Annotated in this window: 22 protein-coding genes and 1 pseudogene; 12 read left to right on the forward strand and 11 right to left on the reverse strand. The window is 70.8% G+C overall.

Translation table 11 applies throughout. The features are described 5' to 3' along the window. Positions 1-140: pseudogene (locus tag E1288_RS48675) on the forward strand (IS5/IS1182 family transposase); the annotation flags it as partial. After that, positions 134-1996 (forward strand): NB-ARC domain-containing protein, encoded by a 1863-nt coding sequence (locus tag E1288_RS09370; RefSeq protein ID WP_328592446.1) that lies wholly within the window; start codon positions 134-136, stop codon positions 1994-1996. The pseudogene E1288_RS48675 and the gene E1288_RS09370, both read left to right, overlap by 7 nt. On the opposite strand, the gene E1288_RS09375 is transcribed toward E1288_RS09370, so the two are convergent. The 3 genes from E1288_RS09375 to E1288_RS09385 are packed head-to-tail and all read right to left on the reverse strand — an operon-like array spanning position 1991 to position 5662. After that, a complete protein-coding gene (locus E1288_RS09375) occupies positions 1991-3193 on the reverse strand; it encodes a hypothetical protein (RefSeq protein ID WP_132483364.1) in 1203 nt (400 codons plus the stop codon). The genes E1288_RS09370 and E1288_RS09375 overlap by 6 nt on opposite strands. Positions 3194-3233: 40 nt before the next feature. Continuing rightward, the gene (locus tag E1288_RS09380; protein ID WP_132483366.1) at positions 3234-3740 is read right to left on the reverse strand and encodes a hypothetical protein; all 507 of its coding nucleotides are present in this window, start codon (positions 3738-3740) and stop codon (positions 3234-3236) included. 23 nt (positions 3741-3763) lie between these two features. Continuing rightward, positions 3764-5662, reverse strand: coding sequence for a heavy metal translocating P-type ATPase (locus E1288_RS09385; RefSeq protein ID WP_132483368.1), 1899 nt, complete (start codon positions 5660-5662; stop codon positions 3764-3766). Between the two features lie 97 nt (positions 5663-5759). Here E1288_RS09385 and E1288_RS09390 point away from each other — a divergent pair, with 97 nt between their 5' ends. Further along, positions 5760-6104 (forward strand): ArsR/SmtB family transcription factor, encoded by a 345-nt coding sequence (locus E1288_RS09390; RefSeq protein WP_132483370.1) that lies wholly within the window; start codon positions 5760-5762, stop codon positions 6102-6104. Positions 6105-6176: 72 nt separating this feature from the next. Next, positions 6177-6605, forward strand: a complete 429-nt coding sequence (locus E1288_RS09395; RefSeq protein WP_132483372.1) for an ASCH domain-containing protein — start codon at positions 6177-6179, stop codon at positions 6603-6605. Between the two features lie 190 nt (positions 6606-6795). Here E1288_RS09395 and E1288_RS09400 read toward each other — a convergent pair whose 3' ends face one another. Then, positions 6796-7113, reverse strand: a complete 318-nt coding sequence (locus E1288_RS09400) for a hypothetical protein (protein ID WP_132483374.1) — start codon at positions 7111-7113, stop codon at positions 6796-6798. 44 nt (positions 7114-7157) lie between these two features. On the opposite strand from E1288_RS09400, the gene E1288_RS09405 reads away from it, so the two are divergent. Continuing rightward, the gene (locus E1288_RS09405) at positions 7158-7280 is read left to right on the forward strand and encodes a hypothetical protein (protein WP_132483376.1); all 123 of its coding nucleotides are present in this window, start codon (positions 7158-7160) and stop codon (positions 7278-7280) included. A gap of 64 nt (positions 7281-7344) precedes the next feature. Here E1288_RS09405 and E1288_RS09410 read toward each other — a convergent pair whose 3' ends face one another. The 5 genes from E1288_RS09410 to E1288_RS09430 all read right to left on the reverse strand — a co-directional run bounded on the left by E1288_RS09410 (position 7345) and on the right by E1288_RS09430 (position 14792). Beyond that, positions 7345-9042 carry a formate--tetrahydrofolate ligase gene (locus E1288_RS09410; RefSeq protein ID WP_132483378.1) on the reverse strand — a complete coding sequence of 566 codons (1698 nt, stop codon included), beginning with the start codon at positions 9040-9042 and terminating at the stop codon, positions 7345-7347. Further along, the gene (locus E1288_RS09415) at positions 9039-9881 is read right to left on the reverse strand and encodes a methylenetetrahydrofolate reductase (RefSeq protein WP_132483380.1); all 843 of its coding nucleotides are present in this window, start codon (positions 9879-9881) and stop codon (positions 9039-9041) included. The genes E1288_RS09410 and E1288_RS09415 overlap by 4 nt, the downstream gene beginning before the upstream one ends. A gap of 169 nt (positions 9882-10050) precedes the next feature. Then, positions 10051-11244 carry a glycine cleavage T C-terminal barrel domain-containing protein gene (locus E1288_RS09420; RefSeq protein WP_132483382.1) on the reverse strand — a complete coding sequence of 398 codons (1194 nt, stop codon included), beginning with the start codon at positions 11242-11244 and terminating at the stop codon, positions 10051-10053. A gap of 104 nt (positions 11245-11348) precedes the next feature. Next, a complete protein-coding gene (locus tag E1288_RS09425) occupies positions 11349-13820 on the reverse strand; it encodes a GcvT family protein (RefSeq protein WP_132483384.1) in 2472 nt (823 codons plus the stop codon). A 315-nt stretch (positions 13821-14135) separates the two neighbouring features. Continuing rightward, positions 14136-14792 (reverse strand): GntR family transcriptional regulator, encoded by a 657-nt coding sequence (locus E1288_RS09430; protein WP_132483386.1) that lies wholly within the window; start codon positions 14790-14792, stop codon positions 14136-14138. A 96-nt stretch (positions 14793-14888) separates the two neighbouring features. On the opposite strand from E1288_RS09430, the gene E1288_RS09435 reads away from it, so the two are divergent. The 5 genes from E1288_RS09435 (at position 14889) to E1288_RS09455 (ending at position 20798) form a co-directional block, all read left to right on the forward strand. After that, positions 14889-16109, forward strand: a complete 1221-nt coding sequence (locus E1288_RS09435) for a sarcosine oxidase subunit beta family protein (RefSeq protein ID WP_132483388.1) — start codon at positions 14889-14891, stop codon at positions 16107-16109. 63 nt (positions 16110-16172) lie between these two features. Beyond that, a complete protein-coding gene (locus E1288_RS09440; RefSeq protein WP_132483390.1) occupies positions 16173-16439 on the forward strand; it encodes a sarcosine oxidase subunit delta in 267 nt (88 codons plus the stop codon). Then, positions 16436-19288: a 2Fe-2S iron-sulfur cluster-binding protein gene (locus E1288_RS09445; RefSeq protein ID WP_132483392.1), complete on the forward strand. Its 2853-nt coding sequence runs from the start codon at positions 16436-16438 to the stop codon at positions 19286-19288. Before E1288_RS09440 ends, E1288_RS09445 begins: the two co-directional genes overlap by 4 nt. Then, on the forward strand, positions 19275-19889 hold the full coding sequence (locus E1288_RS09450) for a sarcosine oxidase subunit gamma (protein WP_132483394.1): 615 nt from the start codon (positions 19275-19277) through the stop codon (positions 19887-19889). The genes E1288_RS09445 and E1288_RS09450 overlap by 14 nt, the downstream gene beginning before the upstream one ends. Before the next feature lie 81 nt (positions 19890-19970). Then, complete coding sequence (locus E1288_RS09455; RefSeq protein ID WP_132483396.1) at positions 19971-20798, forward strand: alpha/beta fold hydrolase; 828 nt, start codon at positions 19971-19973, stop codon at positions 20796-20798. Positions 20799-20808: 10 nt separating this feature from the next. Here E1288_RS09455 and E1288_RS09460 read toward each other — a convergent pair whose 3' ends face one another. Next, entirely contained in the window at positions 20809-21996 is a 1188-nt protein-coding gene (locus E1288_RS09460; protein WP_132483398.1) for an NAD(P)/FAD-dependent oxidoreductase, read from the reverse strand. Positions 21997-22215: 219 nt separating this feature from the next. Here E1288_RS09460 and E1288_RS09465 point away from each other — a divergent pair, with 219 nt between their 5' ends. Beyond that, entirely contained in the window at positions 22216-22959 is a 744-nt protein-coding gene (locus E1288_RS09465) for an IclR family transcriptional regulator (RefSeq protein ID WP_132483400.1), read from the forward strand. A 76-nt stretch (positions 22960-23035) separates the two neighbouring features. Here the strand turns inward: E1288_RS09465 and E1288_RS09470 are convergent, their stop codons facing one another. Further along, positions 23036-24601: a Na+/H+ antiporter gene (locus tag E1288_RS09470; RefSeq protein WP_132483402.1), complete on the reverse strand. Its 1566-nt coding sequence runs from the start codon at positions 24599-24601 to the stop codon at positions 23036-23038. A 106-nt stretch (positions 24602-24707) separates the two neighbouring features. On the opposite strand from E1288_RS09470, the gene E1288_RS09475 reads away from it, so the two are divergent. Next, a complete protein-coding gene (locus E1288_RS09475; protein WP_132483404.1) occupies positions 24708-24971 on the forward strand; it encodes a UBP-type zinc finger domain-containing protein in 264 nt (87 codons plus the stop codon). The last annotated feature ends 30 nt before the right edge of the window (positions 24972-25001 follow it).

Genomic DNA, 25001 nt, shown 5'->3' on the forward strand with positions numbered 1-25001 from the left:
TCGTCGAGCGCACAATCGCCTGGTACCACGGCATGCGACGCCTCCGCATCCGCTGGGAACGCCGCGACGACATCCACGAAGCGTTCCTCGGCCTGGCCACCTGCATCATCTGCTACCGACACATCAAAACCCTTTGTTAGGAACCCTTAGCGGGATGATGGGCATCGGCAAGTCGCTGACCGCGCTGCGCTGGGCGCACCAGGTGCGGAAGGAGTTCCCGGGCGGGATCTTCGTGGGTGACCTGCGCGGATCCGATCCTGCCGGGCCGCGAAGCGCGGGCGAGATACTGAGTGGCTTCCTCGGGATGCTCGGCCTGGCCGGCGCGGCGCTGCCGGCGACGGAGCACGAGCGAGCCGCCGCGTTCCGCAACATCACCGAAGGTCGCCGGATCCTGGTCATTCTCGACGACGCCGCGACCGCAGCGCAGGTGCGGGCGCTGCTGCCGTCGTCGCCGACCAGTGCGGTGCTTGTCACCAGCCGCCGCGAGCTCACGTTCCTGGGCGGCGCGGTCGAACCGATGCGGTTGGCGCCGTTCGAGGAGGAAGCGGCGATCGCACTGCTGGCGGGGCAGCTCGGGAACAGCGCCGAGGCAGAAGTGGCCGCGCTGCGGAAGTTGAGCAAGGCGTGCGGGCGGCACCCGATGGCGTTGCAGGTGGCGGCCGCGCAATTGCCCGGCCGTTTCTCAATATCGTCCTATGTGGACAGAATTGCGCCGGATCTGTTGCGCCGCCTGGAGGTGGACGGAGAGCGGCCCTTCGACGGTGCCTTCGAGTTCGGCTACCAGGCGTTGTCGAAGGATCAGCAGCACGCTTATCGGCTGCTGGGCTGCCACCCGGCGACGGAGTTCTCCCTGGAGGCGGCTGCGGCGCTGCTCGGCGAGTCGGTTGCGGATACCGAGGAGCTGCTGCTGGCGTTGTCCCGGGCGAACCTCGTGGTGTCGGTCAGCGGGCGGTACAGCATTCATGCGCTGCTGCGGCAGCATGCGAAGGCCAAGCTGTCCGCGGACGACGATTCTCCGGCCGCATTGCGCCGGATCGTCGAGCACTACCACGACTTCCTGATGGCGCGGGACATCGTGCTGTCGAAGCGGCGACGACTCAGCTCGCGCTACGACGCGGTGCGTCCGGCGCATGCAGGCGAGCGCGCGGCGGAGCGGGCGTTGGAGGAGTTGGAGGCGGAGCGCGAGACGCTGTCGGCGTTGGTGGGCATCGCGGTGGAAACCGGGTTGGACGACCGCGCCTGGCAGCTGTGCGAGAGCCTGTTCAGCTACTACACCGACCGCAACTACTTCGTGGACCTGATCGAGATCCTCCCGCTCGGGATCGCGGCGGCCGAGCGGCTGGGCGATCCCCGGGCGCTGGTGCGCATGCACTCGCACTTCGGCTCGGCTTGCTACGCGGCGGGTGAATACCGCGCGGCACAAGAGCAATTCGAGCTCTCGTACGACATCGCCGAGGCGAACCACGACGATTGGGGACAGCAGAGCGCCATCGAATGGATCGGCCTCATCCACGAGCGGCGCGAGGAGTGCGACGAGGCCCTGCGCTGCTTCGAACGGTCCCGCGACATCGTGGAGAAGCGCTTCGCGGCGGATCGGCAGTCCCGTCCGTTGGGGCTATACCGCATGCACTCGGGGCGGGTGTTGACCCGTGCCGGGCGGGCATCGGAGGCGCTGCCACGGTTGGCGGAGGCGTTCGACTTCTTCGTCGGCCTCGGGGAGCAGGCCAACAGCGCGAAGGTGGCGCTGTCGCTGGCCGAAGCCCATTTGCAAGGCGACGACCTGGCGGAGGCGTTGCGGTGGGGCCAGAAGGCGCTTGAACTGTGCCGCGCGGCGCGGATGGCTGCCGACCAGGCGGCGGCGTTGGAGCTGCTGGCGGAGCTCAGCGCGCGCAACGGGGACGTGCAGGCGGCGGCGGGTCAGCGCCGGGAGGCGGCGGAAATCCTCACCGTGCTGGGAAATCGGCGTGCTCAGGCGCTGTTGGCGCGCGAGTCATGACACCGCGACCGGTCGGCCGTTGACGGTGAGACCGGGGGAGAGGCCGGCGAGCTCACGCCCCGTCGCCAGCCACTCGAACACCGCGGAGGCGTAGATCACCGGGTCGTCGGAGCCGCTGAGGCGTGCTTGGTCACCGTATCGGGTTCGGATGATGCACGAGTCTCGGCACGCCGCTGCGGCCAGCTGCAGCCCTGGACGTGCGGAAATGGCTTCCCGGAGCCAGGTTTCGGTGTGCCGGCCCCACTGCTCGGCGTCGGCCAGCACGAGTACGTCGGCGACGGCGCGAAGCCGTGGACCGGGATGGTCTGCGGTCACCACCAGGTGGCTTCGCTCCGGAATGCGCTCTATCGGAACCATTTCGGCCGGATACCGGTCCAACGAGATCTCGCATCCACTGTGCACTCTTCCGGTGGCGTACATGGCAGTTGGACGCCACGGCCAGTTCCCGCCGGGAAGCCCCTGCACGGTGTCGGGAGGTACGCCCGGTTCTGTTCGGGGTTCCGTCAGGCCGAGCATCGAGTAGCACAGCTCCCGCAGCCGCTCCGCCGCCCCATCGGGGCAGGACGTGATCATCTGGTGCACGGCGGCCGATTTCTCAGGCGTGTGCTCGGCGATGGTCTTCCGCAGCTGCGGCAGGATCGGCTGCCCCAGGTCCAGCCGGGGCGCTTGCGATCCGACGAGCGCTACCGCAGAGTCGGGTGCGACTGAGGACTCCGGGAACGCCGCCAGTGACGTGGGCAGGCCCAGCGCCGCGCCGTAGGCGGTCACCGAGCCGTGGTCGCCGATGAGCAGATCGGCGGCCACCAGAGCGGCGCGCCAGCCGTACTCCGGCGGCACCACCATCAGGCCCGACCGCTGGTGCGGCGCCAGCCAGCGGTGCACAGCGTGCGGCCCGTGCTCGTTCCAGATGTGCGGATGCAGGATCGTCACCACGCGGAACTCGTCGACCGGCAGCTCGGTCAGAAGTCGCTCGTACAGTACGGAAACCTCGCCCAGCAGCGAGTTCTTCCGATGCGTCGAGCTGATGGCGATGACGGTCTGGTCGCCGTCGGCACCGAGCGCCAGGCGGTAGCGCAGCCGCCACGGCACGCTGGCGCGGAGCCGGTCGTAGCAGGGATCGCCGGTGACGGCCGCTACCTCGGCGGCCTGCGGCGCCGAGGCGCGCAGCCTCGCGAGCTGTTCGTGGTGTGAGAGCACGATCGCCGACGGGATCGGACGTCCGTCGTCCAGCAGCAGCTCAGGCGACAGGCCGAAGGCTTCCGGGCTTCCGGGCTTCCGGGCTTCCGGGCTTCCGGGCTTCCGGGCTTCCGGGCTTCCGGGCTTCCGGGCTTCCGGGCTTCCGGGCTTCCGGAACGATCTTAGTGTAACGAATCCCGTGTGGTAGCGAAAGAATCGGCGCTTTCAGCTCGCGGAGTCCACTGTGGCCTGCCGTGATGGCGAGGTGGTATTCCCGCTTGCATCCCGGCGGTACCGGGAAGACGCCCTTGGCGGCGAACAGTTCCGCCAGCCCGTTCGGCTGCGGATCGGCGCTGTTCCAGGCGAAGTCGAGCCCGACCCGGAAGTCCCCTTCGAACAGGTCCACCACGTCGAGCAGTCGCGTCATCGCGGTGACGTTGTCGACGACGATCCGCACGCGGCGCTGGGTGCGGACGGTTTCGAGTCGTGAGTGGTCGTGGTCGTCGCAGCGACCACACCCACTCACGACATCGGGCTGCGCCGCGCCGTCACCCGGGGATTCCGCCATGGCGCAACACTAGCCTCGGGCGGTCAGCGGCGGCGCCAGGCGTGTTCGCCGAGCAGGCGCAGGCCGTTGAGGCCCACGATGATCGTCGAGCCCTCGTGGCCGGCCACTCCCAGCGGCAGCGGCAGGTTCCCTACCAGGTCCCACACCACCAGCACAGCGATGAAGGTGCCCGCGATGACGAGGTTCTGCTTGACCAGGCGGCGGGCCCGGCGGGACAGGTCCACGACCTTCGGCACCGCGACCAGCTCGTCGCGGACGATCACCACGTCCGCCGTCTGCAGCGTGAGATCGGAGCCCGTGCGCCCCATCGCCACCCCGCAGTGCGCGGCGGCCAGCGCGGGCGCGTCGTTGACGCCGTCGCCCAGCACCATCGTCCGCTGCCCGGACTCCCGCACGGCCGCGACCTTGTCCGCGGGCAGCAGGTCCGCGCGCACGTCGCCGATGCCGACTTCGGCCGCGACCCGGGCCGCCGCGCGCTTGTTGTCGCCGGTGAGCAGCACCGGCTCAGCACCGGTCAGTTCCCGCAGCCCGCGCACCGCTTCGGCGGCGTCCGGGCGCAGCCGGTCGGCGATCCCGAGCATTCCGGCGGGGGAGCCGTCGACGGTCACCAGCACCGTGGTGTGGCCCGCGGTTTCCAGGTCGGCGGCGATGTCCGAGCCGCGCGGGCTGGTGACCGCCACGACGCGTCCGTCCACTGTGGCCGATACGCCGAACCCCGGCGTGGCCCGGAAGTCCTCGGCGGCCGGGACGGCGAGGCCCTTTTCGCGTGCCGCCGCGACGATCGCGCGCGCCAGCGGGTGTTCGCTGAGGTGCTCGGCGCCGGCCGCCAGCGCGAGGAGTTCGTCGGCGTCGCGGCCGTCGGCAGGGTCGACCCGCACCACGCGGGGCGTGCCTTCGGTGAGGGTGCCGGTCTTGTCCAGCGCGACCCGCTCGACCTCGCCGAGCCGTTCCATCGCCACGGCCGACTTCACCAGCACGCCGTGCCGCCCGGCGTTGGCGATCGCCGACAGCAGCGGCGGCATCGTCGCCAGCACCACGGCGCACGGCGAGGCGACGATCATGAACGTCATCGCGCGCAGCAGGGCGCCTTCCAGGGCGTCGCCGAACAGCAGCGGAATCCCGAAGACCGCGAGCGTGGCGACCACGACGCCGATGGAGTACCGCTGCTCGATCTTCTCGATGAACAGCTGCGTCGGCGCCTTCGCCTCGCCGGCCTCGGCGACCAGCGCCACGATGCGCGCGATCACCGACTCCGAGGCGTCCTTCGCGACGCGCACCCGCAGCGCGCCGGTGCCGTTGAGGGTGCCGGCGAACACCTCGTCGCCCGGTCGTTTCGCCGCAGGCAGCGGCTCGCCGGTGATGGTCGCCTGGTCGATGTCGCTGGTGCCGTCGAGCACCTCGCCGTCGGCGCCGATCCGCTCGCCGGGTCGCACCACGATCACGTCGCCGACCTGCAGCTTCGCCGTGTCGACGGTCTCCTCGACGCCATCGCGCACCCGAACCGCGGTCTCCGGCGCGAGGTCGAGCAGGCTGCGCACGGAGTCCTCGGTGCGGGCGGTGGCGTAGGCCTCCAGGGCGCCGGAGGTGGCGAAGATGACGATCAGGAGCGCGCCGTCGGTGATCTGCCCGATCGCGGCGGCGCCGATGGCCGCGACGATCATCAGCAGGTCCACGTCCAGGGTCTTCTCGCGCAGCGCCTGCAGCCCGGCGAGGCTCGGTTCCCAGCCGCCGGTGGCGTAGCAGACGAGGTACAGCGCCCAGTAGAGCCCGGCGGGGCCGCCGGCGAGCTGCACGGCGAGGCCGAGCAGGAACGCCGCCAGCGCCGCGGCGGCCCACCGCGCCTCCGGGAGCGCGAACAGGCCGCGCCGGGTGCTCGGCGGCTCGGGTATCGGTGTGGTCGTGCGGTCGGTGACGGCGGTCATCGCGAGCACCCCTCCGGAGTCGGTTGTGGTCCGGCGAGCACGATACATGAACGTCTGATCAACCGTTCATATGTCCCAGGCCGTTAGACTCCCGGACATGGGTCATGGGGTCAAGCGCGATGTCACGCCGACCGCGCGGCTGGACGCGGCGTCGGCCGCCTCGGTCGCCGAGACCCTGCAGGCCCTGGCCACGCCCTCGCGCCTGCTGATCCTCAGCGAACTGCGCCAGCGCGCGATGGCGGTGGGCGAACTGGCGGAGGCGGTGGGCATGGAGCAGTCGGCGGTCTCGCACCAGCTGCGCCTGCTGCGCTCGCTCGGCCTCGTCGTCGGGAACCGCTCCGGCCGCAGCGTGGTCTACTCGCTGTACGACAACCACGTCGCCCAGCTGCTCGACGAGGCGGTCTACCACATCGAACACCTGCGCCTGGGCCTGTCGGACTGACCGTCAGGCCGAGCGCGGCGCGTATCTGAACGCGGCGGTGTAACCGGCCGGAGCCTCGGTAGAGTCGGCGGGATGTGGCCACGTGTGAACGGGATGCGGACGCTCGAACTCGGCACTCCCGGTGGCCTCCGCGGCGAACTCAACGCCCTCGTCCTGGCGGGCACCAAGACCGCCACCGCCTCCTTGCTGGCCGAGTACGCGGAAGAGGGGGAGGAGCTCGAATCGCCCGGCGAGCGCCTCGCCCTGCTCGACGACCACGGCGCGGTCCTGGCCGAGCTCCGGGTCACGGCGGTGACGACCGTGGCCTTCGGCGAGGTGCCGTGGGAGTTCGCCGAGGCCGAAGGCGAGGGCTACGCCGACCTCGACCACTGGCGCCGAGCCCACCTCCGGTACTGGCAGGAAACCGAAGGCCGCCGAGTCGACGAGACCACCCCCGTGGTGTGCATGCACTTCACCCGCACGATCGATCCCCGCGACCGAACAGCGGCGGAGCGGTACTGACCCTCGCCTTCGCTCCGAGCCGAACGCGCCCACACGCTGACTTGGGTTCGTCCCTGTTCGGCGCGAGGCTCTTTTCGTGCCTGGCTGTGCGAATCGCGGTCCTCAGCGGCTCGCGTCCGGGCTTGCCGAACTAGCGTTGCCGGAGTTTTCGAACAACGCGTCCAAGGCTTCACCGCTCATTCCCGTGTCCTCAAAGGGGATCGACTCCTGGTAGCTGGTCCAAGTGACGCATGTTGGCCGCGCCCCCGTCGACGCGAACTTCCTCCGCTGCGTCGATCACGGCCGTCGCGTCGATCTCCGAGCCAGGGGGGAACGGGATTTGATGTGTCCCGTAGATGATGGCTTCGTCATTCGTTCCGCCCGTCGTCACGGCGTCGTCGTCCCCGTACGTCTGCCACATGCAGACGCCGCGATCCGCTCGGAATCCGACCAAGAGCTCAGCTTCGAGGGCGGTTTCGAAGTCCCTGCCCTGGGCTTCGCTGTCATCCGTCCTAAAGCAGATGAACACGATGTTCCGATCAGGCAGGCAATTGCGTTGAGATCGCCACGAACATGACGGATACCGCCTTGGTCCGTGACAGCAAGCTCGGCGAATCGTCTCCGGCCATGGTCTTGTCATCCAAGGCTTTCGCGGGCCTGATCAGCAGCATCAAGTCCGGTCGCTTCGACGCCTGACGCGGAGTCGTGAGTGAATATCCTAGGCTAGAGCCCGGATATTCACTCACAAGCCCTGCATGTCTCAGTTCAGGCCGGTGATCTGGCCGTGGTCGTCGATGTCGATCGTCTCCGCCGCCGGGTGGGAGCCCAGGCCCGGCATCGTCCTCATCTCGCCGCAGATCGGGTAGATGAAGCCCGCGCCCACCGAGGCCCTGACCTCCCGGACCGGGAGGGTCCAGCCCGTCGGGGCTCCGAGCAGCGTCGGGTCCGAGCTCAGCGACAGGTGCGTCTTGGCGATGCACACCGGCAGGTCGCCGAAGCCGTTCGCCTCGTAGCCGTCCAGGGCGCGGGCCGCCGCCGGCAGGTACGACACGCCGTCCGCGCCGTACACCTTCGTCGCGATCGTTTCGATCTTCGCCCGCAGGTCCGCCGAATCCGGGTACAGCAGCTGGAAACCGTTCGGCTCCTCGGCCGCCGCCACCACCGCTTCGGCCAGCTCCACCGCTCCCTTGCCGCCCTCCAGGAAGTGGTTGCTGATCGCGACGCGCGCGCCCTCCGCCTCGGCGACCTGCCGGATCGCCTCGTGCTCGCTGCGGTAGTCGGTCGGGAACGCGTTGATCGCTACCACCGGCGACACCCCGTGCAGGCGGATGTTGTCGATCTGCTTGCGCAGGTTCGCCGCCCCGGCCAGCACGTCGTCGGGGTTCTCCGCCAGCATCGCCGCGGGCAGGGGCTTGCCCGCCACCACCTTGTAGCGCCCGGAGTGCGCCTTCAGCGCGCGCACAGTCGCCACCAGCACCGCCGCGTCCGGGCGCAGGCCCGACGTGCGGCACTTGATGTTGAAGAACCGCTCCGCGCCCATGTCGGCGCCGAATCCCGCCTCGGTGACCACGTAGTCCGCGCAGCGGCTCGCGATCCGGTCGGCCACCACCGACGAGTTGCCGTGCGCGATGTTGCCGAACGGCCCCGCGTGCACCAGCACCGGCGTGTTCTCGGTGGTCTGCATCAGGTTCGGCTTGATCGCCTCGCGCATGATCACCGTCATCGCCCCGGCCGCCCGCAGCTGCTCGGCGCTGACCGGCGAGCCGTCGCGGGTGTAGCCGACGACGATGCGGCCCAGCCGCCGCCGCATGTCCTGCAGCGACGTGGAGAGCGCGAGCACCGCCATCACCTCGCTGGCCGCCGTGATGTCGAAGCCGGTCTGCCGCGGCGTGCCGTCGAGCCTGCCGCCCAGGCCCGTGACGATGTTGCGCAGGTCCCGGTCGTTGACGTCCAGCACCCGCCGCCAGGTGATCCGGTTCGGGTCGATGCCCAGCGAATTCCCCTTGTCCAGGTGGTTGTCCAGCATCGCGGCCAGCAGGTTGTGCGCCGCGGTGACCGCGTGCATGTCGCCGGTGAGGTGCAGGTTCAGCGCCTCCATCGGCACCACCTGGCTGTAGCCGCCGCCCGCGGCGCCGCCCTTGATGCCGAACGTCGGGCCCATCGACGGCTGCCGGACCGCGACCGCGGAGCGCTTGCCGAGGTGCCGCAGCGCTTGGCCGAGCCCCACCGTCGTGGTGGTCTTGCCCTCGCCCAGCGGGGTGGGCGTGATGGCCGAGACCACGACATAGCGCGCGGTCGGCCGCTCGGGCAGCTCGTCGAGCGCGTCCAGCGAGATCTTCGCCGCGCTGCGCCCGTAGGGTTCGAGCAGGTGCGCGCCGATGCCCAGCTGCGCCGCGACGTCCTCCAGCGGCAGCAGCGCGGTGGCCCGGGAGATGTCCAAATCGGACGGAATGCTCATGCGGGGACCTCCCGTAGTCTGGCGACCAGGTCGTGGCGCCATTGCAGGGTCTTCGCGATTTCGTTGAACGTGAAGAAGTGGCAGCCCGCGATGCCGAGGTCCGGGTCGGCGAGGTGGGGGGACAGCTCGCCGAGCAGTTCCTCGGGCGTGTAGCGGGTGAGCAGCTTCGACACCACGCCGTGCTGCTTGCGCAGGAAGCGCATCGACTCGCCGAGTCCGATCTTCAGCGAGATCCGCAGCAGCCGGTGCGCGTCCACCACGCCCGGCACCCCGATGTGGATCGGCAGCGCCAGGCCGCGGGCCCGCACGGCCTTCACCCAGGCCGCCACGGTGTGCGGGTCGTAGCAGATCTGCGAGACGACGTAGTCGGCGTAGCGGGACTTCTCGGCCATCGCGCGGATCGTCGAGGCGTCGGAGATGAACGCGTGCCGCTCGGGATACCCGGTGATGCCCACTCGCGCGGGCCGCCTGCCCAGCTCGTCGATCGCGCGCAGCAGCGCCAACGCGTCCGGGAAGTCACCGCGCGGCTGGGGGGAGTCGCCGGCCACCACGAACACCTCGGACAACCCGAGCCCGTCTGCGCGGTCCAGCAGCGCGGTCAGGTGCGCGGTGTCGGCGATCAGCCGGGCGGCCAGGTGCGGCACCGCGCGCAGGCCGCGGCCGACCAGCTGGGCGGCGACGTCGAGGGTCGCCTCGGTGCCCTTCGACGGGGAGGCGGTGACGGTCACGGTCGTCCCCGCCGGCAGCAGCTCGGCCTGCTCGACCGCGCCGCGCAGCGGCAGCACCTCGAACCGGGCGTTCATCAGGTACTGCTCCAGTTGCCCGGCGTTGGCATCCATCTCGATCACCACCGTCCGCCGTCTTTAGAAGCGGCGTCAGCCGCTTGCAGTGTGGGACTCAACTCGCACCGCCGCGGGTTCTCAGACGTCTCCTCGGGGATCCCGGACCGAGGGGGCGTCTGAGGTTCCGCTACTTGCACCGCTGCGAAGGCCATTCCTGATCAATCCTTCACGCCGTCCGGACGAGTTTCTTCGGGATGTCCTTGGTGGGATCCAGGAACGGCTTCTCCACGACCACCGCTTCCTGCGGGCCGTGCTGGGTGTCCACCACCAGCTCGGTGCCCAGCTCGTGGTAGGCGATCGGCACCATCGCGTAGCCGATGTTGCGCTCCAGACGTGGCGAGTAGCAGGCCGAGGTGACCTCGCCGATGCGCAGGCCGTGCGGGTCGTGCACGTCGAAGGTGTCGATCATCGCGCCGTCGTTGAACGAACCCACGCTCGGGCCGCCGATCTCGACGCCCACGAGCTTGCGGCTGATGCCCTCGTCCTTGATCCGCCGCAGGGCGGCCTTGCCGATGAAGTCGGCCTCCTGGTCGAGGTCGACCATCCAGGTCTTCTCGAAGCCGTAGCCCACCTCGAACGGGTTGGTGTCGTAGGTGATGTCGCAGCCCCAGGACAGGATGCCGGCCTCGATGCGCCGGATGTGGCACGGCCCGATCACCTTCAGGTCGTGCGGTTTCCCGGCCTCCCAGATGGCGTCCCACAGCTTCACCCCGTCGCGGCTGGCGTCGTGCAGGTAGATCTCGTAGCCGAGCTCGGCGGTGTAGCCGGTGCGCGACACCACCATCCGCATGCCGTCGAGCTCGCGGTCGACGGCGTAGTAGTAGGGAACGTCCAGGATGGACTCGCCGAACAGGTCGACTAGCACGTCCCGCGACTTCGGCCCCTGGACCTGCACCGGTCCGACGTCCGGCTCCCGGATCTGCACGTCCATCCCCAGGTTGTGCGCCAGGCCCTTCGCCCACAGCAGCACGTCGCTGTCGGCCAGCGACAGCCAGAAGTGGTTCTCGCCGAGCCGCAGCAGCACCGGGTCGTTGATGATGCCGCCGTCCTCGGCGGTGACGAAAACGTACTTGCACTGCCCGACCTTGCACTTGGTCAGGTCGCGCGGCACGAGCATGTTGGTGAACTCGAACGCGTCGGGTCCGGTGATCTCCACCTGCCGCTCGACGCCGACGTCCCACAGCGTCACGCCTTCCAGCAGCGCCCAGTACTCGCCGATCGGGTCGCCGTAGTGGCGGGCGTGGTAGGTGTGGTTGTACACGCTGTAGAGGCCGACGCCGTGCCGCCGGGAGGCGTGGAAGAACGGCGACTTGCGCAGGCGCGGGTAGAGCAGGACGCCGGGGTTCGGGTTGATGCTCATGACTGGTTCCTCCTGATCAAGGTCTGGCAGGGTGTGCGGCACCCACACCGCTGGCCGATCACCACGGCCGGGCGTTTTGCAGGTCTGCTGGGGGAATGCGCCGATCAGCAGCGCATTCTGGTCATCTCGGGGTCGAACACGGGGTCAGCGACGACCGTCGCCGGATGTCGCTGGTCGAAGTAGGCCACCCGCACCGGGGTGCCCGGATCGGACAGCTCGGCGGGCAGCCACGCGTAGGCGAGGCTCGCTCCGACGCTGTGCCCATAGCCGGCGCTCGTCGTGAAGCCGACGGCGGCGTCGTCGGCGAACACCGGCTCGGATCCCATCAACACGGTGCCGTCGTCGATCCTCAGACAGCACAACCGCCGCCGCGGGGCCCGCTCCCGGCGCCGCAGCAACGCGTCTCGCCCGACGAACTCGCCCTTGTCGGCCTTCACCGCGAAGGCCAGGCCCGCTTCATCGGGATCGTGCAAGCTCCACATGTCCGCCCCCCAGGCTCGGTATCCCTTCTCCAGGCGCAGTCCGTTGAACGCGCCGCGGCCGCCGGGGAAGATGCCGTGCTCGGCGCCCGCGGCGGCCAGCAGGTCCCACAGCCGCCTGCCGAACTCCGCCGAGGTGTACAGCTCCCAGCCCAGTTCGCCCACATAGGACAGTCGCAGCGCGAGCACCGGCACCTCGCCGACGAACAGCCGCTTCGCGCGGAAGAACCGGAAGGCCTCGCGCGAGACGTCCCGGTCGGCCAGCGCCGCGAGCACGTCCCGGGCCCGCGGCCCCCACAGGCCGATGCAGCAGGTGCCACCGGTGATGTCGCGGACCTGGACCGTCTCGTCGGCGTGGCGGCGCAGCCAGGCGATGTCGCGCGGGCCGTTGCAGCCGACCTGGAAGGCGTCCCGCGCCAGCCGGGCGACCGTGATGTCGGCCCGGATGCCCGCGGTGGGCTCCAGCATCAGCGTGTAGGTGACGTAGCCGGGCGGCCGGTCGAGCTGGTTGGTGGTCAGCCGCTGCAGCAGGTCCAGGGCGCCCAGACCGCAGACCTCCGCCCGGGGTAGGGAAGTCATGTCGTACATCGCGACTCGCTCACGGGTGGCCTGGTGTTCGGCGCCGACGATCGGGGACCAGTAGCGCCCCGCCCACGGCCCAGGCTCGGCGATGTCGCGGCCGTCGACCAGGGACTTGTTGCTCTCGTACCAGTGCGGTCGCTCCCAGCCGTTCGCCTCGAGGAACACCGCGCCGAGCTCGCGCTGCCGGTCGTGGAACGGGCTGGTGCGCAGCGGGCGCGGGTGCTCCGGCGGCTGCTGCGGGTGGATGATGTCGTAGACCTCGCGGAAGCTCTGCGCGCCGCGTTCGCCCACATAGGACGGACTGTGCGCGAAGTCCTCGAAGCGGCGGAGATCGGCCTGCCGCAGGTCGATGCCGGGCACCTCGCCGGCCAGCCACTGCGCCATCGCCCGGCCGACCCCGGCGGCATGGGTGATCCAGACGGCCTCGGCGACCCAGAAGTTGCCGACCTCGTTGGACGGGCCGAGCACCGGCATGCCGTCGGCGGTGAACAGGAACAGGCCGTTCATGCCCTCGGTGATCTCGGCGCGGCGCAGCGCGGGCAGCAGCTCGCAGGCGTCCGCCCACGGCCCGGCGAAGTCCTCGGGCGTGAACGGCTGCACCGACGCCATGCCCTTCCAGCCGCCGCCCTCCGATGGAGCCTCGGCGCCCGCGCCCGGCGCGGCGGTGGGCAGCAGGTCGTCGCTGCGCACCGGGATCGCGCGGTGCTGGTAGGAGCCGATGCCGTAGCGGTCGTGGATCTGCCGGAAGTACATGGAGCTGTCCTGGTGCCGCAGGATCGGCTGCCGGACCTCGCCGTCGCCCGGCTCCAGGCCCGGCACCGGGCTGGTCACGGCGTACTGGTGCGCCAGAGGCTGCACCGGGATCGACACCCCGGCCAGCCGGCCGACCTTCGGGCCCCAGATCCCCGCGCAGCACAACACGGTCTGCACCGCGACGTCGCCGCCCGAGGTGTGCGCGGTGCGGATTCGCCCGTCCCGCACGTCGAAGCCGATCACCTCGGTGCCCTCGGCGAACCGCACGCCGAGCCGCTTCGCCTCGCGCGCCATCGCTTCCGCGGCGCGGACCGGCTTGGCGATGCCGTCGGTGGGCACGTGCAGGCCGCCGTGGATGCGCGCCGGGTCGATCTGCGGGATGCGGTCGTGCACCTGCTGCGGATCGAGCAGCTCGCCCCGGATGCCCCACGCGGTGGCCAAACCGAGCTTGCGCTGGAGATCCGCCCAGCGCTCCGGCGTCGTCGCGACCTCGATCCCGCCGACCTGGTGGAAGCAGGGCAGCCCGTCGAGTTCCAGCCCGGCGTAGCAGCGCACGGTGTCGGCGGCCAGGCGGCTCATCGTCTCGGACGGGTTGGTCTGGAAGACCAGGCCGGGCGCGTGGGAACTGGATCCACCGGTGGCGAACAGCGGTCCCTGCTCCACCACGAGGACATCGGTGATCCCGAGGCGCGCCAGGTGGTATGCGGTGCTGCACCCCACGATGCCGGCCCCGACGACGAGGACTTGGGCGCTCGAATCCATCGCTGCCGCCTTGTTGCGTCTACGACAACCCTCCGCGTGTATCGCAACAGTGCGCTTCGACCGAGGGCCGCGTCAAGGACGCGCGGGAGTCGAATTTCGGCGCCGGCCGACCGAGGGTCCGAGGCGGCCCGGAGACCACGCGCGGTGCCCCCCGGCGCGTCCGTCCGGGCGACGGCGACCCCGAACGGGTCAACGCGGATACCGTTGCCGGCAAACGAGATCCCCAAGATCTCGATCAGGTGCACCTGGCCGCGTGCCCGGGTCCGGCCGCGATCCCAATGGAGGTCGGATCTTCGACTTCCATTGGGATCGCGGTCAGATCAGCCGGCGGATGGCCTGCTCGAAGTGGTCGACGTGCGCGACCGCGATGCGGTCCGCGCGGTCGGCGTCCGCGGCGATCACCGCCTTGAGCAGTTCCGCGTGCTCCTCGACGTGCTCGGAGACGTCCGGCAGCCGGTCGAAGAACAGGTGCCAGATCCGCAGCGCCAGGTTGTAGTACTGGCCTAGGGTGCCTTCGAGGTAGCGGTTGTGGGTGCAGCGGTAGATCGTGCGGTGCACCCGAGAGTCGACGTCCATGATCACCGCCTGCTCGCCGCCGAGGCCATCGGTCAGCATCCGCAGCTCGTCGAGCTCGGACCGCTCCGCCTCGGTCGCGCGCTCGGCGGCGCGGCGGGCGGCATGCCCCTCCAGGCGGCGGCGCACGTCGGCGATCAGCGCGTGGTCGGTGATGTTGACCTCGGTGACGAAGCTGCCGCGGCGCGGGTAGATCGCCACCAGCGACTCGGCCTCCAGTCGCTTGACGGCCTCCCGGAACGGGGTGCGGCCGATGCCGAGCTCGGTGGTCAGCGGCTCCTCCTGCACCGGTGCGCCGGGCGGCAGCCGCAGGGTCAGGATCAGGTCGCGCAGCGTCAGGTACGCGCGCTCGGCCTGGGAGAGCGGGTCGCCGGATCGGGAATTGACGTCTGCGGGCACGTCTCGTAGCCTACCCGAAAGACTGATATATCAGTTGTCGCTGACTTCTACTCATGTCATTTCACCTGGTAGAACCTGCTTCTGCGGGAGGCTGCGGTGTCACGTCCCCTGCTGCCCGAGCCGCCGCCGCGGCTGTGGCGCACCCCGGAACCCAAACGGCACTACGAGGTGGTGATCGTCGGTTCCGGCGGCCACGGCCTGGCGACCGCCTACTACCTGGCGCGCAACCACGGCATCACCGACGTCGCGGTGCTCGAACGCGGCTGGCTGGCCGGCGGCAACATGGCGCGCAACACCACGATCATCCGCTCCAACTACCTCTTCGACGCCAGCGCGGCGCTCTACAACCACGCGCTGGACCTGTGGGAGCAGCTGCCCGCCGAGCTGGAGTACGACTTCCTGCTCAGCCAGCGCGGCGTGCTCAACCTCGCGCACACCGAGCAGGAGGTCCGGGACTCCCGGCGGCGGGTGTTCGCCAACCGGCTCAACGGGGTCGACGCGGAATGGGTGGAGCCGGCCGAGATCGCGGAGCTGTGCCCGATCCTGAACCTCTCCGCCGGCATCCGGTACCCGGTGCTGGGCGCGACGCTGCAGCGGCGCGGCGGGATCGCCAAGCACGACCACGTGGCGTGGGCGTTCGCCCGCAAGGCCGACGAGCTGGGCGTGGACCTGATCCAGGGTTGCGAGGTAACGGGATTCGAGACCGACGGCGACCGGGTGACCGGCGTGCGGACGTCGCTCGGCCCGATCGGCGCGGGCCGGGTGGCGCTCGCGGCGGCCGGCCGGACGACCCTGCTGACCGACACGCTCGGGCTGCGCCTGCCGCTGCAGAGCCACCCGCTGCAGGCGTTGGTCTCCGAGCTGCTGGAGCCGATCCACCCGTGCGTCGTGATGTCCAACCACGTGCACGTCTACTGCAGCCAGGCGCACAAGGGCGAACTGGTGCTGGGCGCGGGCATCGACTCCTACAACGGTTATGGCCAGCGCGGATCGGTGCACGTGATCGAGCGCCAGATGGCCGCGGCGCTGGAGCTGTTCCCGATCTTCGCGCGGGCGCACGTGATCCGGACCTGGGCGGGCACCGTGGACGTCACGCCGGACGCCTCGCCGATCATCGGGCCGACGCCGTTCGAGAACCTCTTCCTCAACTGCGGCTGGGGAACCGGCGGTTTCAAGGCCACGCCCGGCGTGGGCTGGGTGTACGCGCACACGATCGCCACCGGGAGCCCGCACCCGCTCAACGAGCCCTACGGCCTAGACCGGTTCCGCACCGGAGCCCTGATCGACGAACACGGCGCAGCCGCCGTCGCCCACTGAGCTCGTGAGCGTTTTGGACCGCTATGGCAGTCCAAAACGCTCACGACCCCGTTTGGAGCCCCAATGCTGCTGATCCATTGCCCCTGGTGCGGCGATCGGGACGAGACCGAGTTCCACTACGGCGGTCAGGCCCACGTCGACTACCCCGACAGCCCCGCCGACGTCGACGACGCCGCCTGGGCCGAGTACCTGTTCGTGCGCGACAACCCGCGCGGGTTGTTCCACGAGCGCTGGACGCACTCCGCGGGTTGCCGGCGCTGGTTCAACGTCGTCCGCGACACCGCGACCAACGAGATGCACCCGGAGATGCCCGGAAAGGTGGCGCCATGACACGGCTCTCTCCTCCTTCCCGCCTGCCGGAGGGTGGTCGCATCGACCGGACCCGAACGCTGCGCTTCACCTTCGACGGCATGGAGTTCGCCGGGCATCCCGGCGACACGCTCGCCTCGGCGCTGCTCGCGAACGGCCGGATCGAGGTGGGCCCGTCGATCTACCGGGACCGCCCGCGCGGCATCGTCACCGCCGACTGCACCGAACCGAACGCGCTGGTGCAGGTGCTCGACGGCGGCCCGGAGCCGCTGGTGCCCGCGACGCGGCTGGAGCTCTACGACGGCTTGCAGGTCGCGAGTCTCTCGGGCATCGGCTGGCTCAGCAACGCGCCGGATCCCACCGTCTACGACAAGAAGTACGTGCACGCCGACGTCGTCGTGGTCGGCGCCGGTCCCGCCGGGATCGCCGCCGCGCTGGCGGCCGGGCGCAGCGGCGCCCGGGTGGTGCTGGTGGAGCAGGGCCGCGAGCTCGGCGGGTCGCTGCTGGACGGCGGCGAGCGCATCGACGGCCGGCCCGCCGTCGAGTGGATCTCCCGCGCGGCAAGGGAATTCGTCGACCTGCCCGAGGTGCGGGTGCTGACCCGCGCCACTGCCGTGGGCCACTACGACCACAACTACCTGCTCATAGCCGAGCGCCGCGGCAACCGCCAGCGGCTGTGGCACGTGCGCGCCCAGCGGGTCGTGCTGGCCACCGGGGCGCACGAGCGGCCGATGGTCTTCGCCGACAACGACCGGCCCGGCGTCATGCTCGCTTCGGCGGTGCGCAGCTACATCAAGCGCTTCGCGGTGCTACCGGGCCGGGAGGCCGTCGTGGTCACGACGTCCGACAGCGCTTACCAAGCGGCGCTCGACCTGGCCGGCGCGGGCGCGCGCGTCCGCGCGGTCGTCGACACCCGGCCCGAACCGCCGCAACGGCTCGTCGAGCAGGCCCGGTCGATCGGCGCCCAGGTGTTCACCGGCTCCGCCGTCGTCGGTACGGCTGGGGACCGGCGGGTGTCGTCCGCGCGGATCGCCGAGATCGACGGCGCGGGACTGATCGCCGGCCCGCCGGTGGAAGTCGGGTGCGACCTGCTGGCGGTGTGCGGCGGTTGGAGCCCGGCCGTGCACCTGTTCAGCCAGGCGGGCGGCGCGGTGCGCTGGGACCAGCTGGTGGCCGGGCTCGTGCCGGCGCAGAAACCCGGGCTGCCCAAGGTGATCGGGGCCGCGCGCGGCACCTACGACCTCGCCGGCTGCCTCGCCCAGGGCCTGTCGGCCGGCGCCGAGGCGGCGACGGCGAGCGGCTTCCGGATCGCCGCGCCGCCCGTCCCGCCGGTGACCGGTGACCGGCCGGTCGCGCAGCCTCGCCCGCTGTGGCTGGTGCCCGGCGAGTCCGGCGACCCGGCGCGGTGGACGGACCACTTCGTCGACCTGCAACGGGATTCCACGGTCGCCGACGTGTGGCGCGCGGTCGGCGCCGGGATGCGCTCGGTCGAGCACGTCAAGCGCTACACCACGATCGGCACCGGCAGCGACCAGGGCAAGACCTCCGCCGTGAACGCCATCGGCGTGATCGCCGACGCGCTGCTGGCCAAATCGCCGGGCGACGTGGGAACCACGACGTTCCGGCCGCCCTACGTGCCGGTGTCGTTCGCCCTGCTGGCCGGGCGGGACCGGGGAGTGCTGCACGACCCGGTGCGGACCACGCCGATGCACTCCTGGCACGTGGCGCACGGCGCGGAGTTCGAGAACGTCGGCCAGTGGAAGCGGCCCTGGTACTACCCGCGTCCCGGCGAGGACATGGCCGCGGCGGTGCGGCGCGAATGCCTGGCGGCGCGCACCGGGGTGGCGATGCAGGACGTGACGACGCTGGGCAAGATCGAGATCGTCGGGCCGGACGCGCCGGAGTTCCTGAACCGGATCTACACCAACGCCTTCGCCAAGCTCCCGGTCGGCAAGGCCCGCTACGGCGTCATGTGCACCGCGGACGGCATGGTCTTCGACGACGGCGTCTCGATGCGGCTGGCCGAGGACCGCTACCTGATGAGCACCACGACCGGCAACGCCGCGGTGGTGCTGGAGTGGCTGGAGGAGTGGCTGCAGACCGAGTGGCCGCACCTGGCGGTGCACTGCACCTCGGTCACCGAGCAGTGGGCGACGGTGGCGGTGGTCGGCCCGGACTCGCGGGAGGTCGTCGCCCGCTTGGCGCCCGGCCTGGACGTCTCGGCCGCGGCGTTCGGGTTCATGGAGTTCCGGGAAACCGTGCTGGGCAACGGGATTCCGGCGCGGATCAGCCGGATCTCGTTCTCCGGCGAGCTGGCGTTCGAGGTCAGCGTCGCCTCCTGGTACGGCCTGGCGGTGTGGGAGGCGGTGCACGAGGCGGGCCGGGACTTCGGCATCACGCCCTACGGCACCGAGACTATGCACGTGCTGCGTGCGGAGAAGGGGTTCGTGATCGTCGGGCAGGACACCGACGGCACCGTGACCCCGCACGACCTCGGCATGGACTGGGTGGTGTCGAAGCGCAAGGACTTCATCGGCAGGCGCTCGTTCGCCCGCCCGGACACCGCGCGAACCGACCGCAAGCAGCTGGTCGGGCTGCTGCCGCTGGACCCGGCGGAGCTCCTGCCGGAGGGCGCGCACCTGGTCGAGCCCGGCATCCCGCTGGAGCCGCCGGTGCCGATGCTCGGGCACGTCACGTCCAGCTACCGCAGCGCAATCCTGGACCGGACGTTCGCGATGGCGTTGGTGCGCAACGGAAGTCAGCGCATCGGCGAGGTGCTGGACGTGCCGGTCGACGGCCGGTCGATCCCGGTCGAGGTGACCAAGCCGCTGTTCTACGACGTCGAAGGAGCCCGCCGTGACGGTCGCTAGCCCCGCACAGGTCGACACCCTGTCCCTGCGCCGCAGCCCGCTCGCCGGCCGCGCGGCGGAGTTCGCTGCGATCGGCACCGATCGGTTGCGGCTGGCGGAGGAACCGTTCCTGACCCAGGTGAACCTGCGGGTGCACCCGGGCAGCCCGGCGGTGGCGCGCGTCGAGCACGCGCTGGACCTCGCGCTACCGCACCACGAACCGAACCTCGTCTCGGGCGACGAGAACGCCGCGGCCCTCTGGCTCGGCCCGGACGAGTGGCTCCTGGTGGCCCCGGACGGCCGCGCGGCCGAGCTGGTCGCATCGGTCCGCGGCGCGCTCGCGGACTCGCTGGGATCCACAGTGGACGTATCCGCGAACCGCACGGCGCTGCGCCTGTCCGGCCCGCTGTCCCGCGAGGTCCTGGAGAAGATCTGCTCCCTGGACCTGCACCCGAGGTCCTTCACCCAGGGCCGCTGCGCCCAGACCCTGCTGGGCAGAACCCAGGCGATCCTCTGGCAGCTGACCCCGGAACCGGCGTACCGGATCCTCATCCGCAACTCCTTCGCCGACTACCTGGCGGACCTGCTCCTGGACGCGGTGCAGGAGTTCACCGCGCCCTGATCGCGGTTGTGCTGGTTCGGGCCCTGTGCCTCAATGGTGGCTGGCTGCTTGGAGAAACGGCATCCACCGAGGGGGAGAGGCATGCCGACTGCGACCACGCGCGACGGCGTCGAGATCTACTACAAGGACTGGGGCAGCGGCCGGCCGGTGGTGTTCTGCCACGGCTGGCCGCTGAACGCGGATGCCTGGGAAGACCAGCTGAAGTTGGTGGCGGACCGGGGGTTCCGCGGCATCGCCCACGATCGCCGCGGCCACGGCCGCTCCGCCCAGCCCTGGGGAGGCTACGACTTCGACACCTTCGCCGACGACCTGAAGGACCTGATCGACTCCCTCGACCTGCGCGACATCACGCTCGTCGCGCACTCGATGGGCGGCGGCGAACTCGCCCGCTACATCGGGCGCCACGGCACCGGCCGGGTCAGCGGGGCCGTGCTGCTGTCCGCGATCCCGCCGCTGATGATCAAGACCGACGACAACCCCGAGGGCGTGCCCGCCGAGGTGTTCGAGGACATCAAGAACGGCATCCTCGCCGAACGCTCCCAGTTCTGGAAGGACACCTCCGCCGGGTTCTTCGGCGCCAACCGCGACGGCAACAGGGTCACCCAGGGCAACCGGGACGCCTTTTGGTTCATGGCCATGCAGGAATCCATCGAGGCCGCAGTGCGGTGCGTGGACGCGTTCGCGCGCACGGACTTCACCGAGGACCTGAAGAAGTTCGACGTCCCGACGCTCGTCGTCCACGGCGACGACGACCAGGTCGTGCCGATCGAGGCCACGAGCCGCAAGTCCGCCGAACTCATCCCGGACGCGACCCTGAAGGTCTACGAGGGCGGCTCGCACGGCATCGCGATGGTCCCGGGGGACAAGGAGAAGTTCAACGCCGATCTCCTGCAGTTCATCGGGGGCTGACCGCGGCGCATCAGCGGCGGGCCGGGGCCGGCGACGTCAGGGCCGTGATGAGGCGGCGGCGGTGGGTGGCGAACTGCTTGGGGCTGTTCATCGCGAACACCGCGATCGTCCGGCCGCCGCGCTGGTAGGTCGCGACGAACCGGCGGGCCTTCAGCGAGCCGTCCACCACCGTGATCCGGTCCTTCGGCCCGGCGTACCCGGCGAACTGCAGCGTCGAACCGTACTGCTGCGACCAGAAGTGCGGCACCCCGGTGTAGGCCGCCGCGGTGCGCCCGGCGAGCAGGTTGCGCACCGCGACCGGCGGCTGGTTCATCGCCGTCGACCAGTGGTCGCTGCGCACCGTGTGCGACCGGTGTGATGGCTGGTAGCGCGCGACGTCGCCGACCGCCACCACGTTCGGCAGCGCGGTCACGCACCCGGAGTCGGTCACGACGCCGTCGCGGAGCTTCAGCCCCGATCCGCGCAGCCACCGGGTGGCGGGCTCCGCGCCGACCTCGACGACCACCACGTCGGCCGGGATCACCCGGCCGTCGGCGAGCTCCACGCCGGTGACCCGGTCGTCGGCGAGCACGCGCTGGGCGGGCGTTCCGCACCGCACGCGAACCCCGTGGTCCTCGTGCTGCGCGAAGCACAGCGGCGCCAGCTCGATGCCCAGGGTGCGCGCCAGCGGCAGGTGCTGGGCGTCGACGAGGGTCACCTCCGCGCCCAGGGACCGGCAGGTCGAGGCGATCTCGGTGCCGATCAGCCCGCCGCCGACGACCACCACCCGAGCGCCGGCCCGGACTTCCCCGCGCAGTGCCATCGCGTCGTCGACGGTCCGCAGCCGGTGGCTGCCGGCGGCTTCGGCGCTGCCCGGCAGGCTCCGCCGGGTGGATCCGGTGGCCAGCACGACGCCGTCGGCGCGGACCTCGCTGCCGTCGGCGAGCACCACGGTGCCGCGCCGGGAGTCCAGCCGCGCCGCCGGGACGCCCAGCCGCCACTCGGCGGCGAGGTCGGCCTCCTCCTGCTCGTTGCCCAGCGCGAGTTCCTCCGGTTGCAGCTTCCCGGCCAGCAATTCCTTGGACAGCGGCGGCCGGTCGTAGGGCCGGTGCGGTTCCGCGCCGACGATCACCAGCCGCCCGTCGAAGCCCTGCTCGCGCAGCTCCTGCGCGGCCCGCCAGCCCGCCACCGACGAGCCGACGACGACCACCGTGTTCATGCCTCGATCACGGCCGGTGGGGCGGCCGCAGTGAGTGACAACAAGCCGACCTCCGTTGCACAATGAGGAACAGAGCGTAGTATTCGCAACAAATCTGACCCTTATGTTGCGACAACGTCAAGAGGGACAACGGATGGTTCCGGGATGTGCACCTCGAACGGATACGGTTGACCGGTGGGTAGCGCAGCTGAAGCACGCGGAAGGAGTTCTGGCGCTCTGGTGCAGTCCGTCGACCGGGCTGTGACCGTCTTGGAACTGCTGGCGCGCAACGGGGAAGCCGGCATCACCGAGATCGCCGGGGAGCTGGGAGTGCACAAGTCGACGGCCTCCCGGCTGGTGAGCGTGCTGGAAGCCCGGGGCCTGGTGGAACAGCTGGGGGAGCGCGGCAAGTACGCGATCGGCTTCGGCATCGTGCGGCTGGCGGGCGCGGCGACCGAGCGGATGGACCTGCCCCGGCTCGGCCGGCCGTTCTGCGAATCGCTGGCCGCCGACCTGGGCGAGACGGTCAACATCGCAATCCGGGACAACGACGTCGCCATCAACATCAGCCAGGCCCGCGGCACGGCGGCCGTCACGGCGCACAACTGGGTCGGCCAGCGCACCCCGCTGCACGCCACGTCCAGCGGCAAGGTCCTGCTGGCGCACGCACCGCGGGAGGACCAGGACGAGGTGCTCGTCCGGCCGCTGGAGCGCTACACGACCAGAACGGTCACCAACGCCGGCGAGCTGCGCAAGGACTTCGAGCTGATCGTCCGCGACGGATACGCGACGAGCTACGAAGAACTGGAACTCGGGCTCAACGCGGCGGCGGTCGCCGTCTACAACCACGAGGGCGACGTGATCGCGGCGCTGAGCGCCTCCGGCCCGTCGTACCGCTTCTCCCGCAAGCGAATGCGCGAGGTCGTCGGCGCGATGCGCATCGCCGCCAAAGAACTCTCCTCGCAGCTCGGCTTCCTGACGTAGAAGCGGCCACAACCAGGAAATTCCCACGTGCCTGTTGTCGCCCGCGCCGCTGCGCAAAGTGACCCAAATGTCAAGTTCAGTCGCGGGAGAGCCAGAGTTCTTCCAGGTCCAGTTGGTGCATGACGCGGCGTAGCACTTCGTCGTCGATGCGGCGGTCGTCGCGGAACTGCACGAACACCGCCCGCTCCGCGGCCAGCATCTCGCCGCGCAGGCGCCGGTACGCCGCCGTCGGGCTCTCGCCGACTTCGTCGGCGGACCGGCCCAGCCGCTCCCACGCCTGGTTGCTGCGCTGCTGCGCGGCGCGGCGCAGCCGCTCGGCCACGTCGCCTGGCGGCTCCGCTTCCGCGGTGAGCTCGTCGAGCCGCTCCTGCGCGGCGCGGGCGGCGTTGTGCTGCGCTTCGGCTTCGGCGAGCGCGTCGGTGTAGTCCTCGGTGCCCCGCACGCCGAGGAATCCGATGAGCCAGGGCAGCGTGGTGCCGTGCAACAGCAGCGTCGCCAGCGTCACGAAGAAGGTCAGGAACAGGACCTCGTCGCGGTGCGGGAACGGTTCCCCGGCCAACGTCGCGGTGGGGATCGCGGAGGCGGCGGCCAGCGACACCACGCCCCGCATCCCCGCCCACGACACGATCACCTTGTGCCGCCAGTCCGGGCTGCGCCGCCGGAGGAGTTCCGGCAGGTACATCACGAGGAAGACCCACGCGGCGCGGGCGAGCACCATCCCGGCGGTGAGGACGAGGCCTGCGATGACCAGCGGCCCGAAGCCCGTCGACACGCTTTCCAAGACGCTGCGCAGTTGCAGGCCGATCAGCGCGAACACGACCGCTTCTAGCAGCGTGTCCGCCGCGTTCCACACCGCCCGGTCCTGCAGCCGCGTCGCGGCGCTGCCGGACGGCGCGCGGTGCCCCAGGTACAGCCCGGCCACCACGACGGCCAGCACCCCGGAGGCGTGCACCTCCTCGGCGACCAGGTACGCGAAGAACGGCACGATCAGCCCGACCGCGCTTTCCAGCATGTCGTCGCGCAGCAGCCGCCGGACGCGGTGCACGACCCAGCCGATGGCGTAGCCGATCACCACGCCGCCGACCGTGGCCAGCAGGAACATGCCGACCCCGGCCAGCAGCGAGTAGCCGGTGCCGATCGCGGCGGCCACGGCCACCCGGTAGGCGGTCAGCGCGGTGGCGTCGTTGACCAGGCTCTCGCCGCTGAGCACGGTCATGATCTTGCGCGGGAGCCCCAGCCGGCGGCCGATCGACGTGGCCGCGACCGCGTCCGGCGGCGCGATGACGGCGCCCAGCACCAGCGCCACGCTCAGCGGCATGCCCGGCACCAGCCACCACGCGAGCACCCCGGCGACGGCGGTGCTGAACAGCACCAGCCCGAACGCGAGCAGCCCGATCGGCCGCAGGTTGGCGCGGATCCCGATGGTGGAGCTGTTCAGCGCGGCCGAGTAGAGCAGCGGCGGCAGGATCACCAGCAGCACCAGGTCGGGATCGATCGTGTAGTCCGGCACGCCGGGGATCGACGAAACGGCCAGGCCCACCACGACCAGCGCCAGCGGCGCGGAGATCCCGGTCCGGCGGGAAACGGCGGTCACGGCGAGCGCCCCGGCGAGCAGGGCCATCAACGCGGGTAGGTCGTGCATGCTGTCTCCGGTCGAGGCGCCTGCGGAATCCGCAGCCGGTGGCTTACGTTCGACAGCACATTGTCGTTCGAGCAGCAGACGCCGCGCTCACCACCCGGAGGTTTCGATGAGTTGTGCGCACTTGCAGGCGGCGGCGGACCTCGCGCCGACGCCAGGCCGCGAGGACGGTTGCGAGGACTGCCTCGCCGCCGGCCAACACGTCTGGGCGCACCTGCGGATCTGCACGCAGTGCGGGCACGTGGGGTGCTGCGACTCCAGCCCCAACCGGCACGCCACCGCCCACTTCCACCGGACCGCCCACCCGGTGGTGCGCTCCTTCGAACCGGGCGAGTCCTGGACCTGGTGCTACGTGGACGAACGCCTCGGCTGAGCCCCGCTCGTGAGCGGTGACTCCGGTTCT

The sequence above is a fragment of the Saccharopolyspora elongata genome (genome assembly GCF_004348985.1).
Lineage (GTDB): Bacteria > Actinomycetota > Actinomycetes > Mycobacteriales > Pseudonocardiaceae > Saccharopolyspora > Saccharopolyspora elongata.

What these genes read in the sequence shown, in the direction of transcription:
- E1288_RS09380 (WP_132483366.1), bottom strand. Translation starts at nt 3,740, where the DNA reads ATGGCGGAATCCCCGGGTGACGGCGCGGCGCAGCCCGATGTCGTGAGT.
- E1288_RS09385 (WP_132483368.1), bottom strand. Translation starts at nt 5,662, where the DNA reads ATGACCGCCGTCACCGACCGCACGACCACACCGATACCCGAGCCGCCG.
- E1288_RS09390 (WP_132483370.1), top strand. Translation starts at nt 5,760, where the DNA reads ATGGGTCATGGGGTCAAGCGCGATGTCACGCCGACCGCGCGGCTGGAC.
- E1288_RS09395 (WP_132483372.1), top strand. Translation starts at nt 6,177, where the DNA reads ATGTGGCCACGTGTGAACGGGATGCGGACGCTCGAACTCGGCACTCCC.
- E1288_RS09405 (WP_132483376.1), top strand. Translation starts at nt 7,158, where the DNA reads ATGACGGATACCGCCTTGGTCCGTGACAGCAAGCTCGGCGAATCGTCT.
- E1288_RS09410 (WP_132483378.1), bottom strand. Translation starts at nt 9,042, where the DNA reads ATGAGCATTCCGTCCGATTTGGACATCTCCCGGGCCACCGCGCTGCTG.
- E1288_RS09415 (WP_132483380.1), bottom strand. Translation starts at nt 9,881, where the DNA reads ATGGATGCCAACGCCGGGCAACTGGAGCAGTACCTGATGAACGCCCGG.
- E1288_RS09420 (WP_132483382.1), bottom strand. Translation starts at nt 11,244, where the DNA reads ATGAGCATCAACCCGAACCCCGGCGTCCTGCTCTACCCGCGCCTGCGC.
- E1288_RS09425 (WP_132483384.1), bottom strand. Translation starts at nt 13,820, where the DNA reads ATGGATTCGAGCGCCCAAGTCCTCGTCGTCGGGGCCGGCATCGTGGGG.
- E1288_RS09440 (WP_132483390.1), top strand. Translation starts at nt 16,173, where the DNA reads ATGCTGCTGATCCATTGCCCCTGGTGCGGCGATCGGGACGAGACCGAG.
- E1288_RS09445 (WP_132483392.1), top strand. Translation starts at nt 16,436, where the DNA reads ATGACACGGCTCTCTCCTCCTTCCCGCCTGCCGGAGGGTGGTCGCATC.
- E1288_RS09455 (WP_132483396.1), top strand. Translation starts at nt 19,971, where the DNA reads ATGCCGACTGCGACCACGCGCGACGGCGTCGAGATCTACTACAAGGAC.
- E1288_RS09460 (WP_132483398.1), bottom strand. Translation starts at nt 21,996, where the DNA reads ATGAACACGGTGGTCGTCGTCGGCTCGTCGGTGGCGGGCTGGCGGGCC.
- E1288_RS09470 (WP_132483402.1), bottom strand. Translation starts at nt 24,601, where the DNA reads ATGCACGACCTACCCGCGTTGATGGCCCTGCTCGCCGGGGCGCTCGCC.
- E1288_RS09475 (WP_132483404.1), top strand. Translation starts at nt 24,708, where the DNA reads ATGAGTTGTGCGCACTTGCAGGCGGCGGCGGACCTCGCGCCGACGCCA.